Origin of the sequence: Gemella sanguinis ATCC 700632 (assembly GCF_000701685.1) — a bacterium.
Taxonomy (GTDB): Bacteria; Bacillota; Bacilli; order Staphylococcales; family Gemellaceae; genus Gemella; species Gemella sanguinis.
In genome coordinates this window covers 38,740-55,131 of the sequence record NZ_JNJO01000009.1, presented here as the reverse complement: position 1 = coordinate 55,131, position 16,392 = coordinate 38,740, and the positions used below count along the sequence as shown (strand labels likewise).

General features: G+C 26.9%; 19 protein-coding genes. 18 read left to right on the top strand and 1 reads right to left on the bottom strand.

Features of this window, described 5'->3' with window-relative positions; genetic code table 11:
- Positions 1 to 96: 96 nt before the first annotated feature.
- The 7 genes from T369_RS0105485 to T369_RS0105455 are packed head-to-tail and all read left to right on the top strand — an operon-like array spanning position 97 to position 5,809.
- Complete coding sequence (locus T369_RS0105485) at positions 97 to 1,002, top strand: tyrosine-type recombinase/integrase (RefSeq protein ID WP_031552750.1); 906 nt, start codon at positions 97 to 99, stop codon at positions 1,000 to 1,002.
- A 15-nt stretch (positions 1,003 to 1,017) separates the two neighbouring features.
- On the top strand, positions 1,018 to 1,722 hold the full coding sequence (locus T369_RS0105480; protein WP_031552747.1) for a segregation and condensation protein A: 705 nt from the start codon (positions 1,018 to 1,020) through the stop codon (positions 1,720 to 1,722).
- Between the two features lie 2 nt (positions 1,723 to 1,724).
- Positions 1,725 to 2,273 carry an SMC-Scp complex subunit ScpB gene (gene scpB / locus T369_RS0105475; RefSeq protein ID WP_031552743.1) on the top strand — a complete coding sequence of 183 codons (549 nt, stop codon included), beginning with the start codon at positions 1,725 to 1,727 and terminating at the stop codon, positions 2,271 to 2,273.
- A 9-nt stretch (positions 2,274 to 2,282) separates the two neighbouring features.
- Positions 2,283 to 3,014, top strand: coding sequence for a pseudouridine synthase (locus tag T369_RS0105470; protein WP_031552740.1), 732 nt, complete (start codon positions 2,283 to 2,285; stop codon positions 3,012 to 3,014).
- Positions 3,015 to 3,034: 20 nt separating this feature from the next.
- Positions 3,035 to 3,751: a response regulator transcription factor gene (locus tag T369_RS0105465; protein ID WP_031552738.1), complete on the top strand. Its 717-nt coding sequence runs from the start codon at positions 3,035 to 3,037 to the stop codon at positions 3,749 to 3,751.
- Positions 3,752 to 3,774: 23 nt separating this feature from the next.
- Positions 3,775 to 5,079 (top strand): Mur ligase family protein, encoded by a 1,305-nt coding sequence (locus T369_RS0105460; RefSeq protein ID WP_031552735.1) that lies wholly within the window; start codon positions 3,775 to 3,777, stop codon positions 5,077 to 5,079.
- Position 5,080: 1 nt separating this feature from the next.
- Positions 5,081 to 5,809: a type 1 glutamine amidotransferase gene (locus T369_RS0105455; protein WP_031552732.1), complete on the top strand. Its 729-nt coding sequence runs from the start codon at positions 5,081 to 5,083 to the stop codon at positions 5,807 to 5,809.
- A gap of 42 nt (positions 5,810 to 5,851) precedes the next feature.
- On the opposite strand, the gene T369_RS0105450 is transcribed toward T369_RS0105455, so the two are convergent.
- The gene (locus tag T369_RS0105450; protein ID WP_031552729.1) at positions 5,852 to 7,093 is read right to left on the bottom strand and encodes an aminotransferase class I/II-fold pyridoxal phosphate-dependent enzyme; all 1,242 of its coding nucleotides are present in this window, start codon (positions 7,091 to 7,093) and stop codon (positions 5,852 to 5,854) included.
- Positions 7,094 to 7,228: 135 nt separating this feature from the next.
- Between T369_RS0105450 and T369_RS08850 the strand changes: the two genes are divergently transcribed.
- The 11 genes from T369_RS08850 (at position 7,229) to T369_RS0105395 (ending at position 16,391) form a co-directional block, all read left to right on the top strand.
- Positions 7,229 to 7,870 (top strand): CPBP family intramembrane glutamic endopeptidase, encoded by a 642-nt coding sequence (locus T369_RS08850; RefSeq protein WP_035496434.1) that lies wholly within the window; start codon positions 7,229 to 7,231, stop codon positions 7,868 to 7,870.
- A gap of 8 nt (positions 7,871 to 7,878) precedes the next feature.
- Positions 7,879 to 8,079 carry a hypothetical protein gene (locus T369_RS0105440; RefSeq protein ID WP_031552726.1) on the top strand — a complete coding sequence of 67 codons (201 nt, stop codon included), beginning with the start codon at positions 7,879 to 7,881 and terminating at the stop codon, positions 8,077 to 8,079.
- A gap of 221 nt (positions 8,080 to 8,300) precedes the next feature.
- Positions 8,301 to 9,512, top strand: a complete 1,212-nt coding sequence (gene clpX / locus T369_RS0105435) for an ATP-dependent Clp protease ATP-binding subunit ClpX (protein WP_031552723.1) — start codon at positions 8,301 to 8,303, stop codon at positions 9,510 to 9,512.
- Positions 9,513 to 9,535: 23 nt separating this feature from the next.
- On the top strand, positions 9,536 to 11,833 hold the full coding sequence (gene lon / locus T369_RS0105430) for an endopeptidase La (RefSeq protein WP_031552719.1): 2,298 nt from the start codon (positions 9,536 to 9,538) through the stop codon (positions 11,831 to 11,833).
- A 2-nt stretch (positions 11,834 to 11,835) separates the two neighbouring features.
- Entirely contained in the window at positions 11,836 to 12,432 is a 597-nt protein-coding gene (gene yihA / locus T369_RS0105425) for a ribosome biogenesis GTP-binding protein YihA/YsxC (protein WP_031552716.1), read from the top strand.
- Between the two features lie 317 nt (positions 12,433 to 12,749).
- Positions 12,750 to 13,022, top strand: coding sequence for a 30S ribosomal protein S16 (gene rpsP, locus T369_RS0105420; RefSeq protein WP_006365091.1), 273 nt, complete (start codon positions 12,750 to 12,752; stop codon positions 13,020 to 13,022).
- Positions 13,023 to 13,150: 128 nt separating this feature from the next.
- Positions 13,151 to 13,795, top strand: coding sequence for an amino acid ABC transporter permease (locus T369_RS0105415; RefSeq protein ID WP_031552714.1), 645 nt, complete (start codon positions 13,151 to 13,153; stop codon positions 13,793 to 13,795).
- 5 nt (positions 13,796 to 13,800) lie between these two features.
- Positions 13,801 to 14,430: an amino acid ABC transporter ATP-binding protein gene (locus T369_RS0105410; RefSeq protein ID WP_031552711.1), complete on the top strand. Its 630-nt coding sequence runs from the start codon at positions 13,801 to 13,803 to the stop codon at positions 14,428 to 14,430.
- A 12-nt stretch (positions 14,431 to 14,442) separates the two neighbouring features.
- On the top strand, positions 14,443 to 15,273 hold the full coding sequence (locus tag T369_RS0105405) for an amino acid ABC transporter substrate-binding protein (protein ID WP_031552708.1): 831 nt from the start codon (positions 14,443 to 14,445) through the stop codon (positions 15,271 to 15,273).
- 197 nt (positions 15,274 to 15,470) lie between these two features.
- Complete coding sequence (locus T369_RS0105400; RefSeq protein WP_003145327.1) at positions 15,471 to 15,716, top strand: type B 50S ribosomal protein L31; 246 nt, start codon at positions 15,471 to 15,473, stop codon at positions 15,714 to 15,716.
- Positions 15,717 to 15,812: 96 nt separating this feature from the next.
- Positions 15,813 to 16,391 (top strand): thymidine kinase, encoded by a 579-nt coding sequence (locus T369_RS0105395; RefSeq protein WP_031552704.1) that lies wholly within the window; start codon positions 15,813 to 15,815, stop codon positions 16,389 to 16,391.
- Position 16,392 lies beyond the last annotated feature (1 nt).

Genomic DNA, 16,392 nt, shown 5'->3' with positions numbered 1-16,392 from the left:
CAAATACATTTACATAAAGTAGCATAGATGATATAATTTAAGTATAATATTTATAATAAGGGGATAGTATTTGTAAAATACTAAGGGGGTATTTTTATGAACAAAAATGATTTTAAAGATTTTCAAAATTATCTAATTGATAAAAAACATTTTTCATCAAACACAGTAAAATCATATGAACGTGATTTGAGAAAATTATTTATTTATCTTGATAGCAATGGCTATGACTGCGATGATATTCGCTCATGGTTAACAGAGGTTTGTATTAATAACTATATGGAATATTTAAGAGATAATAAATATTCAGCTGCTACACTTGCTAGAACAGTATCAACTGTACACGTATATAGCGAATATCTTTTTGACAAAAATATTATTAAAGATAAACCACAGATTGATATAAAAATTACAAAAGATGCTGAACATGATTTAGTTATTTTTACTAGAGATGAGATTGCACAAATATTAGATATTGATACTCTTACTTTAAATGATTTTAGAGATAAAGCAATATTCGAATTGTCATACTCAATAGGGATTAAACCTACAGAATGTATTAATTTAGAAATGAAAGATGTTAACTTAGAAATCGGTTATATCAAGTATAGAAAACAGGATGGCTATAGAACAGTAGCTTTGAATACAGAATCAATTGAAGCAATCCGCAATTATTTGGATGCATTAAAAAAACATAAAGTTCCAATTTCTGAAGAAAGTAAATTATTTTTAAACCATGATGGTGAAGGAATAAGTAGACAAGGATATTGGAAAATATTTAAAAAACGTCAAAAAGAACTTGATTTAACTAAAGAATTAAATACAATGAATTTTCGAAATTCTTTAGCTGTTCATTTGTTAGAAGATAATGTACCAATTCAAGATGTTCAAGAGATTTTAGGTTTAAAAAATATACATAGTTTAAAATCATATATAAAAAGTTTGAAAAAAACAAAAGCAATAAAAAGGATGTTTTCTAATCATCCTAGAAAAGCAATGAAATAAAGGAAAATTTAAGTAATGTATAATGTCAATTTGGATGTTTTTCAAGGTCCTTTAGATTTACTACTTCATTTAATTGAAAAAATGGAAATAGACATTTATAATATACCAATAGCAAAATTAACAGAAAGCTATTTAGATTATATAAATAATAATGATGAATTTTCATTGGAAAATGCTGAAGAATACATAGTTATGGCAGCAACATTAATTCATATTAAAAGTAAAAGTTTACTTCCTGTTTTTAATAACGATGAGCAAGATATAGTTGAAGATGATCTAGTTCAACAATTAATTGAGTATAAAAACTATAAAGAATTAAGTCAAAAATTAGAGGCTCTACATCAAAGTAGAGCCCAATATTTAGAAAAAGAAAGTATTGATATTGAAACGGAAGTTGATTTAAGAAATTTAAATATCTCTTCAAATAAATTACTTCATGCTATGGAAAATATTTTAAAAACTTTCGATAATAATAATAATGATCAAAGCATTATAAGTTATAAAAGAGAAATATCTTTAGAAAAAATTAAAGAAGATCTTCTTTTAAAATTTCAAAATAATAAAAAAATCTTATTTAATGAATTAGTAGATAGTTATACAGAAAAGTATGAGTTAGTACTTGTATTTATAAGTATTCTTACAATGATTAAAGATCAACAGATATTTTGTAGTAATAACAAGGATGAATTATCATTAGAATATATTGTAGAGGAAAAATAAGTATGTTATTAGATGAAACAAAAAAAATGATAGAAGCTTTACTTTTTATAAAGGGTGAAGAAGGACTTAGTATTGAGTTTGTGTCTAATTTTATGGATTTAGAGCAGCATGAAGCTGAAAATATATTAAATATTTTTACAGAAGAATATAATAAAAATGATAGTTATTTAGTTGTTAAAAATTTTGGGACAACTTATAAATTATTAGTTGAAGATAAAGCATATGATAAAATCAAACATGTTATATCTTCAAAAAATCTCGTTAAGTTATCTAAAGCGTCTATTGAAACCTTAGCAATAATAGCGTATAATCAACCTATTACTAAAGTGCAAATAGATAAAATAAGAGGTGTTAGTAGTGATTCAATAATTCATTCATTGGTCGCTAAGGAACTTATAGTTTCGAATAAAACATTAGATACTATAGGTAAACCTAAATTATATGAAACAACTGATTTATTTTTAGATGTTTTCGGTTTAGAAAGCTTAGATAAGCTCCCTAAATCTAACGTACTAGATAATAATGAGTTAAATAACTTTTTGGAAAATTAGGAGGAAATAATGGCTGAGAGATTGCAAAAATTAATTGCTGCTTCAGGTTATACATCAAGAAGAAAAGCAGAACAGTTAATACTTGATGGAAAAGTAACAGTTAATGGAACTGTAGTTAATCAACTAGGTGTAAAAGCAGAACCTAGCGATATTATAATTGTAGAAGGAGTAAGGTTATTAAAAGAAAATAAAAGATATTATCTTTTCTACAAACCTGAAAAAGTAATTACATCTATGTCAGATGAAAAAGATAGAACTTGTGTAAAAGACTTTTTTGAATCAGTTAATGAAAGAGTTGTTCCTGTGGGTCGTCTTGATTACGATACATCAGGAGCATTGATTATGTCAAATGATGGGGAATTTATAAATCTTATAACACATCCAAGACATAAAATTAAAAAGACATATATAGCAAAAATTAGTGGAAAACTAGAAGATAGACATTTAAAAATTTTACGTTCAGGTGTTAGAATTGATAATTATAAAACTGCACCTGCTGAAGTTAATATTGTAAAAAATAAAAATAAAAGTTCAAATACTTTAGTTAGATTAACAATTCATGAAGGTAAAAATAGACAGATTCGTCGTATGTTTGAAACACTAGGTTATGAAGTTTTAAAATTAAAACGTGAAGCAATAGAGGATTTGACATTAGAAGGTCTTAAAAAGGGTGAATACCGAGTTTTAACAATTCATGAAGTTAAAAGATTAATTAATAAAGCGAATAATGGAGAAAAATAGAAAATAGGAAGTGATGTAAGATGGCAGAAAGAGTTTTAGTTATTGATGATGAAGAAAGAATTAGAAAATTATTGATAATGTATCTTGAAAAAGAAGGATATATAGTTGATGAAGCTACTAATGGACAAGATGGTTTAGAAAGATTAAAATATATGGATTATTCTTGTGTTCTTCTAGATGTTCATTTACCGATGTTAAATGGAAAAACAATATTAGCTGAATTAAGAAAAACAAAAGCAACTCCTGTTATAATTATGTCTGCTCAAGCTGATGAACAAAGTAGAGTAGAAGGATTTGAATTGGGTGCTGATGATTACGTAATTAAACCATTCAGTCCTCGAGAACTAATGCTTAGAGTAAATGCTATTTTACAAAGAACAAAAAGAAGCGTCTTCTATACACCTGAATTATATACAAAAGATGTGCTAGTATTCCCTGGACTAATAATTGATGTTAATGCACATAAAGTTATTGTAGAAGATTCTGAAATTTTTCTTACTCCAAAAGAGTTTGATTTACTTCTGTTTTTAGCTAAATCACCAGATAAAGCATTTAAAAGAACTGAAATACTAAGAGCTGTATGGGATTATGACTTTTACACAGATTTAAGAACAGTAGATACTCACATAAAAAGAGTAAGAAAGAAAATTGATAAGATTTCGCCTAAAGTGGCTAAGATGATTATCACAGTTTGGGGAATAGGTTATAAATTTGACACTACACAAAATAGCCTTTAATTTTTTAAAAAGAAGGAGAAATTATGCTATCATTTTATAAAAATTTAGCAAAATTAACTAGAAATACAAGTAAATTAATAGGAAAAAAAGGAACTGACTTACCTGGTAAAGTTCTAAGAAAACTTGATAAGGATATATTGATTAAACTGTCTAAACAATATGATGAAATTGTTTTTGTTACTGGAACAAACGGTAAAACAACTACATCAAATTTAATTGGTCATACTTTAAAAGAGGCAGGTATTAATTTTATAAATAATTTTGAAGGAGCAAATATGTTAGATGGTATTATATCTACTTTTGCAATCCAATCAAAAAATGATACTAAATTAGCAGTTATTGAGATAGATGAAGGTTCAATAAAAAGAGTAATGCAATACATTACTCCTACGAAGTTTGTTATTAATAATTTCTTTAGAGACCAAATAGATCGTTTTGGAGAAATTGATACTCTTATAGCAACAATAGGTGAACAATTGGAAGGTAAAAACATCCAACTAATTCTTAATAGTGATGACCCTTTTGTTACAAGACTTTCTAAATATGGTAATAATAATATTTATTTTGGAATTGATAAAGATGCGTATAATTTTACTGATTATGGTATTTCAGAGTCAAAATTCTGTCCTAGTTGTGGAACTGAATTGACTTATGATCATGTTCATTACAGTCAATTAGGATACTATCATTGTGAAAATTGTGATTTTAAACATCAAGAAACTAAGTATACTGTTACTAAAGCAAAAGTCGAACCATTTATAGAGCTTTCGATAAATAATGAAGATAGTTTTAATACAAGACTAGCAGGAGATTATAATATATATAATCTTTTAGCAGCATATTCATTACTTAAGGAGTTAAATCTAGACAATGATTTAATTAAAAATGGACTGGGTAGCTATACTCCGAAAAACGGTCGTATGCAAAGTATAAAGATATCTGAAAGTTCAATGGCACTGCTTAACCTTGCTAAAAATCCTGCAGGTTTAAATGCTTCTTTAGCTATTGGTAACCCAATTAAAGAACAAATAAATTATTTATTAGTTTTAAATGATAATGGAGCTGATGGAATCGATATATCATGGATATGGGATACTGATTTTAATATAATGAAAAATCAGAACATCAAAAATATTATTTGTTCAGGAAAAAGAGCTGAGGAATTAGCCTTACGAATAAAATACAGTGATGTCAATGCTAATGTTGTTGTTAGAAAAGAAATAAAGGATGCTGTTAAGCAACTGAAAAATTACCAAGAAAAGTATGCATTAGTTATACCGAATTATACAGCTTTAATTGCAACTCAAAAGGAATTGGAGAATAATTAATATGGAATTAAAATTATATCATTTTATGCCAGATAAATTAAATCTATATGGTGATATAGGTAATGTAATAGCGTTGAAGAAAAGATGTGAATGGCGTGGAATAGACTTGAAAGTTGAGAATATTACTTCTACTGATGGTATTAAACTGTCTGATTGCGATATGTTTTTTATTGGAGGAGGATCTGATAGGGAACAATGTATAGCAACTGAACAATTCAGCAAGATAAAAAATGAATTTAAATCAGCGATAGAGGATGGTATACCAGCACTGACAATTTGTGGAGGATATCAATTTTTAGGAGAATACTATAAAACTGTAGACGGAGATAAATTACCCGGTTTAAATATACTTGATTTTTACACAGAATCAATAAAAGATGCACCTAGATTAATTGGAAATATTTTAGTAGAATCTGATAAATTTGGTAATATTGTTGGTTTTGAAAATCATGGTGGAAGAACATATCATAACTATGAAACATTAGGAAATGTTATAGTTGGATATGGTAATAATGATGAGGATAAAAAAGAAGGTATTTTATACAATAATTTAATAGGTACTTACTTACATGGTCCTATACTACCTAAAAATCCTAATGTTACTGATTATTTAATTAAAGCTGCTTTAGATAATAAGTATGGTAATTATGATTTTATTGAGTTAAATAATGAAATTGAATTAAATGCAAATTCTCATATGGTTGAATTATTAAAGAAAAATATTAAATAATAAAAAAAGGAAATTACGTAAAAGTGTAATTTCCTTTTTGTTTTAAAATTCATTTAAGCAAAGTTTAAAGTTTTTTACTAAATCTGGTATTAATTCTTTATCTAAACACGAGAATGCAATTCTAATATGTTCATTATCCATAGAATAAACACCATATTTATAATCGTGTAAAAATTTCAATCTAAAATCATGCGCATTAATTCTTGATGGCATTTTTATTGTAAAGAAGTATCCTGAATTAAAAGGTAAGACAGTAACACTATCACTTAATTTATAATCATCAAGTGATTTTTTTAATATTATATATCTTTCGTGGATAATTTTATCATTGTCTTTTTTCTCGATATACGTATCTTTATCTTTTAATAAACGTATTGCTATTTGTTGTGATAAATTACACGGTGAAGATGTTGTACTTCTTAAATAACCTTGAGTTTTTTCTAAAAGATGTTCACGTAAATTATCATTTCCAGTATAGTAGGTAATGAAACCAATTCGAAGCCCCCATCCATAATACTCTTTTGTTATACCATCTAATTTTACAATAAGACAATTTGAATTAGTTTCCAATTTGTAAATAGAACTTAGAGAAGGAGTTTTGTGGTTTTCCTCAAAGAAAAGTCCAAAATAAGCGTCGTCACATATAATAATGACTTGTTTTTCCGGGTTCTCTTTAGCAAATCTATCAATAATTATAGTTAATTCATCTAGTTCTTCTGTTGATGGTGTATAACCTGTTGGATTATTAGGGAAATTTAGAATTAATGATATTTTACTTTCTTTTATACTATAAAGTACTTCTTTGAAGTTCTCTAAATAATAGGTATTATTCTCGTTAAACTGGTTATATGTATAAACTTTATTTCCTAATTTTATAGAATAGATTTGTGCGTAATTTTGCCAAAATAAACTTGGTAATAATAATGCATCACCTTCACTACTAAATAAATTCGCTGCGATATCTATACCTTGTGTTATACCAGTTGTAACCATTGGAAGACTTAGATGCTCTTTATTAATTTTAGGATTATCACTAATTATTTTTTCTTTCCATAAATTTCTCATTTCTGGCAATCCAGGTGTAGGTGAGTAGGGTAGATATTCTGAATTATTAATCTCCTTTATCACTTTATCTATTGATGGTAGAAATAAGGCTTTTTTATTTTTTGTAGCTATTCCAATCGTCGCATTTATTGCACCTGAGACTGCAGCAGTTTCTTTTGATTGTATTAAAACGTCTTGTGGTAGAATTATATTTTCACCAAGCTTTGAAAAAAATGTCATGAGTTACCTCCTAAGGTTTATAAAATAATTATATCATTAAATTAATAGGCTTAAAAGTATAAAAATTTAATTCTCGGTTTGACAATATATTGATTTTGAAATAGAATAAATTATATTATAATTTATGGAGGAATTATGTATAGTTTAGAATTACTGAAGAAAAGTAATGTAATTACCTGGTGGTATGCATTTATTGTTTGTATTATTGCATCATTTATCCAAGGTATTACTTTTGATTTTATATTAAATCCACATATTCAAGATAAACTTATAGCTAACTTAACATCATATATTTCAAGTTTAATATTTATCATTTTATTTGTAAGATACTTCGAAAATAATTCACTTAAAACTCTTGGTTTCAAAAATAGTAAAATATTAAAAAGTGTAATAACAGGATTTAGCCTTGCTCTATTATCTTTGATTTTAATTGTAGGAATTATATTTTTATTAACAAATGTAAGTTTTAATATATTAAAAGATAGTAATTATAAAATTGTAGCAGTTGTAATCTTTTTATTTTGTATTCAAGGTTTTATAGAAGAGTTAATTTTTAGAGGTTACTTGATGAATAGAATTGCCGCTTCAAAGGGTAAATGGTGGGGAGTATATATAAATTCATTGTTTTTCCTTATATTTCACATAAAAAATCCGTCTGTATCATATATTTCATCAGTTAATATTTATATATTCGGTGTTGTACTTTCATTGATTTTTTGGTATACAGATAATATTTGGATAGTAGGAGCCTTCATGGTGCTTGGAATATCATTTTAGGAGTTATTATGGGTGGTTATGTTAGTGGTATTAAAATCTCTGACACTATTTTTAACTTAACATTTAATTCAGAAAATATCTTGTTAACTGGTGGGAGTTTCGGTATAGAAGGTAGTATAATTTCTACAATATATCTTATAATTATTGGAATTTTGCTATATGTAGGATTATATATTCAAATGTTTAGAAAAATTAATAATAATAAATAATAACGTTAACTGAGACATAAAGTTTTAATTTAAATTTTATATCTCAGTTTTTTTAAAAATATAAATATCATCGTTTAAGAATTCCTTTATTATAAGGTTTTTTAAACTTATCTACTAGAAAATTAAATGTAAATATGATATAATATGATGATATGATTTTTGGAGATTTACTAAAATTTACAATATTAATATAATTGAAAAAAAGGATGAGAGGCACAATTATGGTTAATGATAGAAAAGATATTAGATGCTCTTTCTGTGGAAAAAACTCTAATGAAGTTTTTAAAATGATTGCTGGTAATGATGTATTTATTTGTGATGAATGTGTAGAGTTATGTTCAGATATTATTGAAGAAGAATTAGAGTATAGAAATGCTACAAATGAACCAGATTTTAACTTATTAAAACCACATGAGATTATGACACACTTAAATGAGTATGTTATAAGTCAAGATAAAGCTAAAAAATCAGTAGCTGTAGCTGTTTATAATCATTATAAACGTATTAAAGCAAAACAAACCAACGAAAATATAGATTTACAAAAAAGTAATATTGCATTAATCGGTAGTACAGGTTCAGGTAAAACACTAATTGCACAAACATTAGCAAAAATGTTAGATGTTCCGTTTGCTATTTCTGATGCTACTACATTAACCGAAGCAGGTTATGTAGGAGAAGATGTTGAAAATATTTTATTACGTCTAATTCAAAATGCAAATTACGATATTGAAAAAGCAGAAAAAGGAATAATTTATATTGATGAAATAGATAAAATCGCAAAGAAAGGTGAAAATGTATCTATTACACGTGATGTTTCTGGTGAAGGTGTGCAACAGGCACTTCTTAAAATACTTGAAGGTACAATAGCAAGTGTTCCCCCACAAGGTGGAAGAAAGCACCCTGGTGAAGAAATGATAAAAATCAATACTAAAGATATTCTATTTATAATTGGTGGAGCTTTTTCAGGTATTGAAGAAATCATAAAACGTCGTTTAGGAGAAAAAGTTATTGGGTTTTCAAAAAGTGATGAATTAAATGATACTGATGCGATAATTTCGAAAGTTAAACATGAAGATTTAGTAAAATTTGGAATTATTCCAGAATTTATTGGTCGTATTCCTGTAATTTGTTACTTAGAAGAACTTAATGAAAATGACTTAGTTAGAGTTTTAACAGAGCCTAAGAACTCGGTAATTAAACAATATCAGTACTTATTCAGTCTTGATAATGTAGACTTAATATTTGAGGAAGATGCTTTAGTAGAGATTGCTCGTGAGTCTATTAAGCGAAAAACTGGAGCTCGTGGATTACGTTCTATTATTGAAGAATTACTTCTAGATGTAATGTACGATATACCAAGTAAAGAAAACATTAAAACATGTATAATAACACGTGAAAATGTATTAAATAAAACTAAACCACTATTAAAATAAACTAGGGTAGAGAGGAGTTCGTTTTGACAAAATATTACTTATTAGAAAATAGAGAAATATTCTTTCCAACTAATACATATACAATTGAAGTAACGGACAAAAAGTTTTTAAAAACTATAAAAAAATTAAAAAAAGATAAAATATCGGTTTTTATAACTAACAAAAGAAAACCTATTGATGCTTATGATGAAGAATTTTCTGAAGATGATATGTTTGATACTGATGGATTCAACGTATTCTTCGGTACTTATGGTCAGTTGACAATAGATAAAAAAAATGACAAATATGAATATCATTGTTATGGAGTAGCTGAGGTTAGAAGTGGTGTTTACAATGATAATCAAGTAGAATATTTAGATATTAATATTAAAGAAACAATAGATAATGGATTTGATAAAAAAGCTGTTTTAAAAGAATTAGAAAATAAGTTTAAAACTTATTTAAGTAAAGAAAGTTTTGACATTGATTATTTTAAAACAGATGATTTAGAAAAATTTATTAATAAAAATATTAAGTACTTTCCAATGGATAGAACACTTAGAAAACGTGTCTTATTTATATTAGATTTAGAGAAAAAAGCAAGCTTTATAGATAAGAGTATTAGTTACTACTTATTAGGTCATGAATTCAAAAGAGAAATTGATGATAAAGTAAGAACTAATATAGATACTCAACAAAAAGAGTATTTTTTACGTGAACAAATGAAAGTTGTTCAAGATGAATTAAAACAAATTTCTCCAGAGGAAGATGATATAGAGTCACTTCGTCAAGAAATCTTAAAAATTAATCTTTCAGAAAATGATAAAAATCTTTTACTAAAAGAAGTTGATCGTTTAGAAAAAACGCCAGTTATGAGTCCAGAACATTCAATTATTAGAACATACATTGATACAGTAATTGCTTTACCTTGGAATTCATTAACTGAAGACGAGATTGATATAGTTAATGCTGAGAAAATATTAAATGATGATCATTATGGACTTGAAAAAATTAAAGAAAGAATACTTGAATTCCTTGCAGTTAAAAAACTTCGAGATGATATGAAATCACCAATTCTTTGTTTATCAGGACCTCCTGGCGTAGGTAAAAGTTCATTAGCGAAGTCAATTGCTAAATCTATGGGACGAAGTTTTGTACGTATTTCACTTGGAGGAGTTAGAGATGAAGCAGAAATTAGAGGACATAGAAGAACATATTTAGGAGCTTTACCTGGAAAACTTATACAATCATTAAAGAAAGTAAAAACAAAAAATCCTGTTATTTTGTTAGATGAGATTGATAAAATGACTTCTGATATAAAGGGTGATCCATCATCTGCAATGCTTGAAGTTATTGATCCAGCTCAAAATAACGAATTTGTTGATCATTATCTTGATATTCCATTTGACTTATCTAAAGTTTTATTCATTGCAACCGCAAATAATTTATCTTTAATTCCAGCACCTTTAAGGGATCGTATGGAAGTAATAGAATTAGAGTCTTACACTGTAAAAGAAAAAGAGAATATTGCAGTAAAATATTTAATTCCAAGGCAAATTAAAGAAAATGGTTTAAACTCAAAACAAATAACTTTTTCAAAACAAGCTATTAATAAAATTATAAATTGTTATACTTATGAAGCAGGGGTTAGGAACTTAGAACGAGTAATTGGATCAATATGTAGAAAAGCAGCCTTAAAAATTCTAAAAGGTTCTGAAATAGTAAAAGTTGGAATAAATAACTTAGAAGAGTACTGTGGTCCAGAAAAATATAGCTTAAAAGATAAAAATACAAAACCAGAAGTAGGCCTAGTAAATGGTCTAGCTTATACTTCTGTAGGTGGAGATACATTAGAAATTGAAACAAGTATTTCTAAAGGTTCTGGTAAAATAATCTTAACTGGAAAATTAGGAGATGTTATGAAAGAATCTGCTCAGATGGCAATTTCATATTTACGTTCTAATTCAAAAGAATTAGGAATTGATAATATTAATTTTTCTGAGATAGATATACATCTACATGTTCCAGAAGGAGCTGTTCCTAAAGATGGACCTTCAGCAGGAATAACAATTACAACTTCTGTGTATTCTGCATTAACAGGAAAAGCAGTTGATAATAATATTGCAATGACCGGAGAAATGACACTACATGGTAAAGTATTACCAATAGGTGGTGTTAAAGAAAAAATTCTGAGTTCAGAAAAAATGAATATTAATACAATAATTATTCCTACAAAAAATAAAAAAGATTTAATAGACATACCTAAAGAAATCTTAGATAAACTTACAATACATTCTGTAAACAATATACAAGAAGTATTTAATATAGTATTCGGAGAATAAAAATGAGAAAATTAAATACACATAATGTTGATTTATTAATTAGTGCAGTTTCAAAAAAACAATATCCAGAACATGAGAAACCTGAAGTGGCTATGTGTGGTCGATCGAATGTTGGGAAATCATCTTTCATTAATACGATTTTAGAGAGAAAAAATTATGCACGTGTTTCTTCTAAACCAGGTAAGACAAGAACACTAAATTTCTTTGATATTGATGATAAACTGGTATTAGTTGATGTACCTGGATATGGTTATGCTAAGTTATCTAAATCAGAAAAAGAAAAACTATATGATATGATAGTAGAGTACTTTACGAATAGCCAAAATCTTGGTTTTGTTTTACATCTAATAGATAGTAGACATAAACCTTCACAAGACGACATAGAAATGAATGAATTTTTAAATTATTATGAAATTCCATTTGTAGTAGTATTAACGAAAATTGATAAAATATCTAAAAATGAACTATCTAGAAATTTATCTAAAATTAAAAAAGAACTAGACCTAACAAATAATATGGCTATAATACCGTTCTCTTCAGTTACAAAAATTGGAAAAGAACAAGTATTAAATGAAATTGAAAAGGTATTAGAAGATTAAAAAATAAGAAATAGGTGGATTATATATCCATCTATTTTTAGTTATTAAATATTAAAATCAGCTATTATACTAAGTATAATTTTATAAATATTATTTCTTTACATTCTTTATAAAAGACTATATAATAGTTATTATAAGTGTCAACAAAAAAAGTTGACATTTTTAGTTAAAAAGTATTGACATACTCTTTTATTAATGATAGAATAATATCTAGCTTAGAAAACTTAGCGTTATAGATTCAACTTTTTCATTAAACACTTCATAAACACACACACTAAATTAAAATAAAAAGTTGAAACATAAGGAGTACAAATAAAATGGCAGTAAAAATCCGTTTAAAAAGATTAGGTGCTAAAAAATCACCTTTCTACCGTATCGTTGTTGCTGATTCAAGATCTCCACGTGATGGACGTTCTATCGAAACTATCGGTACTTACAACGCTGTAAAAGATCCAGCTGAAGTTAAAATCGATGAAGAATTAGCATTAAAATGGTTAGGTAATGGAGCACAACCTTCTGACACAGTTAGAAGTTTATTATCTAAAGAAGGAATTATGAAAAAATTCCACGATTCTAAATTAAACAAATAATAAAGAACGCTTTTAAAAGCGTTTTTTTTTTTTTATCTAAAATTTAATACTATTTGAAAAGTATTGAAAAAATTATGAAACAATGGTAAAATTACAAAAATACATATTAACTAAAAAAGGAGGATTTTATGGAATATTTAATAGAAATATTGCCAAGTTTATTAAACGGTACTTTAATAACATTAGAAGTTTTTTTTCTTGTTTTAATATTATCTATTCCTCTTGGTATTATAATTGCATTTATTATGCGATTTAACATAACAATTTTAAATTACTTTATAAATATATATATTTGGATAATGAGGGGTACACCCTTACTTCTACAATTAATTTTTATTTATTATGTTTTACCAACTGTAGGAGTTCGTTTTGATAGATTACCAGCTGCAATAATTGCTTTTACATTGAATTATGCTGCATATTTTGCTGAAATATTTAGAGGTGGAATTAATTCTATTCCTAAAGGTCAATATGAGGCAGCAAAAGTATTAAAATTCAATCAATTTCAGACTATACGCTTCATAATATTACCACAAGTAATAAAAATAGTTTTACCTAGTGTATTTAATGAAATAATGAGTTTAGTAAAAGATACATCATTAGTTTATGCTTTAGGTATTAGTGATTTAATATTAGCAAGTAGAACTGCAGCAAACAGAGATGCTAGCTTACTTCCAATGTTTGTAGCAGGTATGATATATTTAATTTTAATTGGTATTGTAACGGTTGTTTCTAAACGTGTAGAAAAATGTTATAATTACGATAGGAGGTAAGAACTATGTTAGAGTTAAAAAATATTAGTAAAAAATTTAAAGATAAAGAGATTTTATCAAACTTTAATTTAAAAGTAGAGGAAAATAAAATTCTAGCAATAGTAGGACCTTCTGGTGGTGGTAAAACTACATTGCTTCGTATGTTAGCAGGGTTGGAGTCAATAGACTCTGGAGAGATAATATTTAACGGAGAAAATCTTCCTTTAAATGAGTTAGAAAAAAGAAATCTTCTTGGTTTCGTATTTCAAGACTTTCAATTATTCCCTCATATGACTGTGTTAGAAAATTTAGTTATATCTCCTGTACAAACTATGGGAATAAAAAAGGATGAAGCAGAATCAAAGGCTATCAAATTATTAGAACAATTAGGATTAGAAAATCATTGTAAAAGTTATCCACATTCTCTTTCTGGAGGTCAGAAGCAAAGGGTTGCCTTAGCACGTGCAATGATGATTGAACCTAAGATAATTGGTTATGATGAGCCAACAAGTGCTTTAGATCCTGAACTTCGTTTGGAAGTGGAAAAGCTAATATTACAAAATAAAAAACTTGGTGTTACTCAAATTGTAGTAACACATGATTTACAGTTTGCTGAAAATATTGCAGATGATATTTTGAAAGTCGAACCGAAATAAAGGAGAAGCATCATGAAAATATCGAAATTAATTATTACATTACTAAGTTTTCTATTGATACTAACTGGTTGTGCTTCTGGTGGAAAAGATAAACCTCAAAAAGATAATTGGAATGATTTTGAAAATCAGAAAACAATTGTTATAGGTTTTGATAATACATTTGTACCAATGGGATTTCAAGATAAATCTGGAAAAAATATTGGTTTTGATATTGATCTTGCAAATGAAGTTTTTAAAAAATATAATATAAAAGTTCAATGGCAAGCAATAAATTGGGATTTAAAAGAAACAGAATTAAAAAATGGTAATATAGATTTAATTTGGAATGGATACTCTAAAACTTCAGAGAGAGAAAAAACCGTTTTATTTTCTGATGAATATATGATTAATGAACAAGTTATTGTAACAAAAAAATCAAAAAATATAGTAAATAAAGAGCAGCTAAAAGATAAAGTTTTAGGGGCTCAAAATGGTTCTTCTGGGTATGATTCATTTAATAGTAATCCAGAAATCTTAAAAAATATTGTGAAAAATAATGACGCAACACAGTATGAAAGCTTTAATGAAGCTCTAATAGATTTAGAAAATGATAGAATAGATGCATTACTTATAGATAGGGTATATGCTAATTATTATTTAAAACAACAAAATAAACTACAAGATTATAATATAATTAATGCAGGATTTGAAGGTGATTCATTTGCTGTAGGTGCTAGAAAAGCAGATACAACATTAGTAAAGAAAGTTAATGAGGCCTTTAAAGAACTTTATAAAGAAGGTAAATTTCAAGAAATATCAAATAAATGGTTTGGAGAAGATGTTGCAACAGATTATATAAAATAACAGAATAGGGTTCGCTTATAGTAATTCTAAAAAGCTAATAATTATATTTAACTGTCAACAAAAAAAGTTTACATTTATTAATAAAAGTACTTGATTTTTTCCTTATAATTATTTATAATAATAAGGTATGTGATTAAATCACTTAAAAATAACTCTGTTCGTATTAAAAGCGTTCAGGGCAGAAGGAGACGATAATAATGAGAGAAGGAATTCATCCAGATTACCGTAAAGTTGTATTTATGGACACTACTAGTGGTTTCAAATTCTTAAGTGGTTCTACTAAACCATCTAAAGAAACTATCGAGTGGGAAGACGGAAATACATACCCATTATTAAAAGTTGAAATCAGTTCAGACACACACCCATTCTACACAGGACGTCAACGTTTTGCTCAAGCAGATGGTCGTATCGAACGTTTCAACAAAAAATACGGTATCAAGTAAAAAACAAAAACAGGCATATCTATTTGGATTGTCTGTTTTTATTCTATGTATACTAAAAATTTTAAAATTTAGTATTGTTCTTTAGGAGATTAGAAAATGGTAGAAAATAGAAAGTTTGGTTGGATTGAATGCATATGCGGTAGTATGTTTTCAGGAAAATCCGAAGAATTATTAAGAAGAATAAAACGAGGCGTTATTGCCAAACAAAAAGTATTATTATTTAAACCGAGTATAGATAATAGATATGATGAAAATCGAGTTTCTACACATAATGGTAATAGCTATGATTCAATAAGTATAGAAAAGTCATCTGATATTTTAAACTTTGTTAAAGATACAAATTATGATATTATAGGAATTGACGAAATACAATTTTTTGATAATGATATAGTAAAAATTATTAATAAATTAGCTGATGACGGAATAAGAGTTATAGTTGCAGGTTTAGATATGGATTTTAAAGCAGAACCATTTCATCCAATGCCAGAAATTATGGCTATTAGTGAAATGGTAACTAAATTGCATGCAGTATGTAATAAGTGTGGAAAAGAAGCAAGTAGAAGTCAAAGATTAATAAATGGAAAACCAGCAAAATATGATGATCCTATTGTAGTGATAGGAGCTAGCGAATCATATGAAGCTAGATGTCGTCATTGTCACGAAATAGAAAGATAAA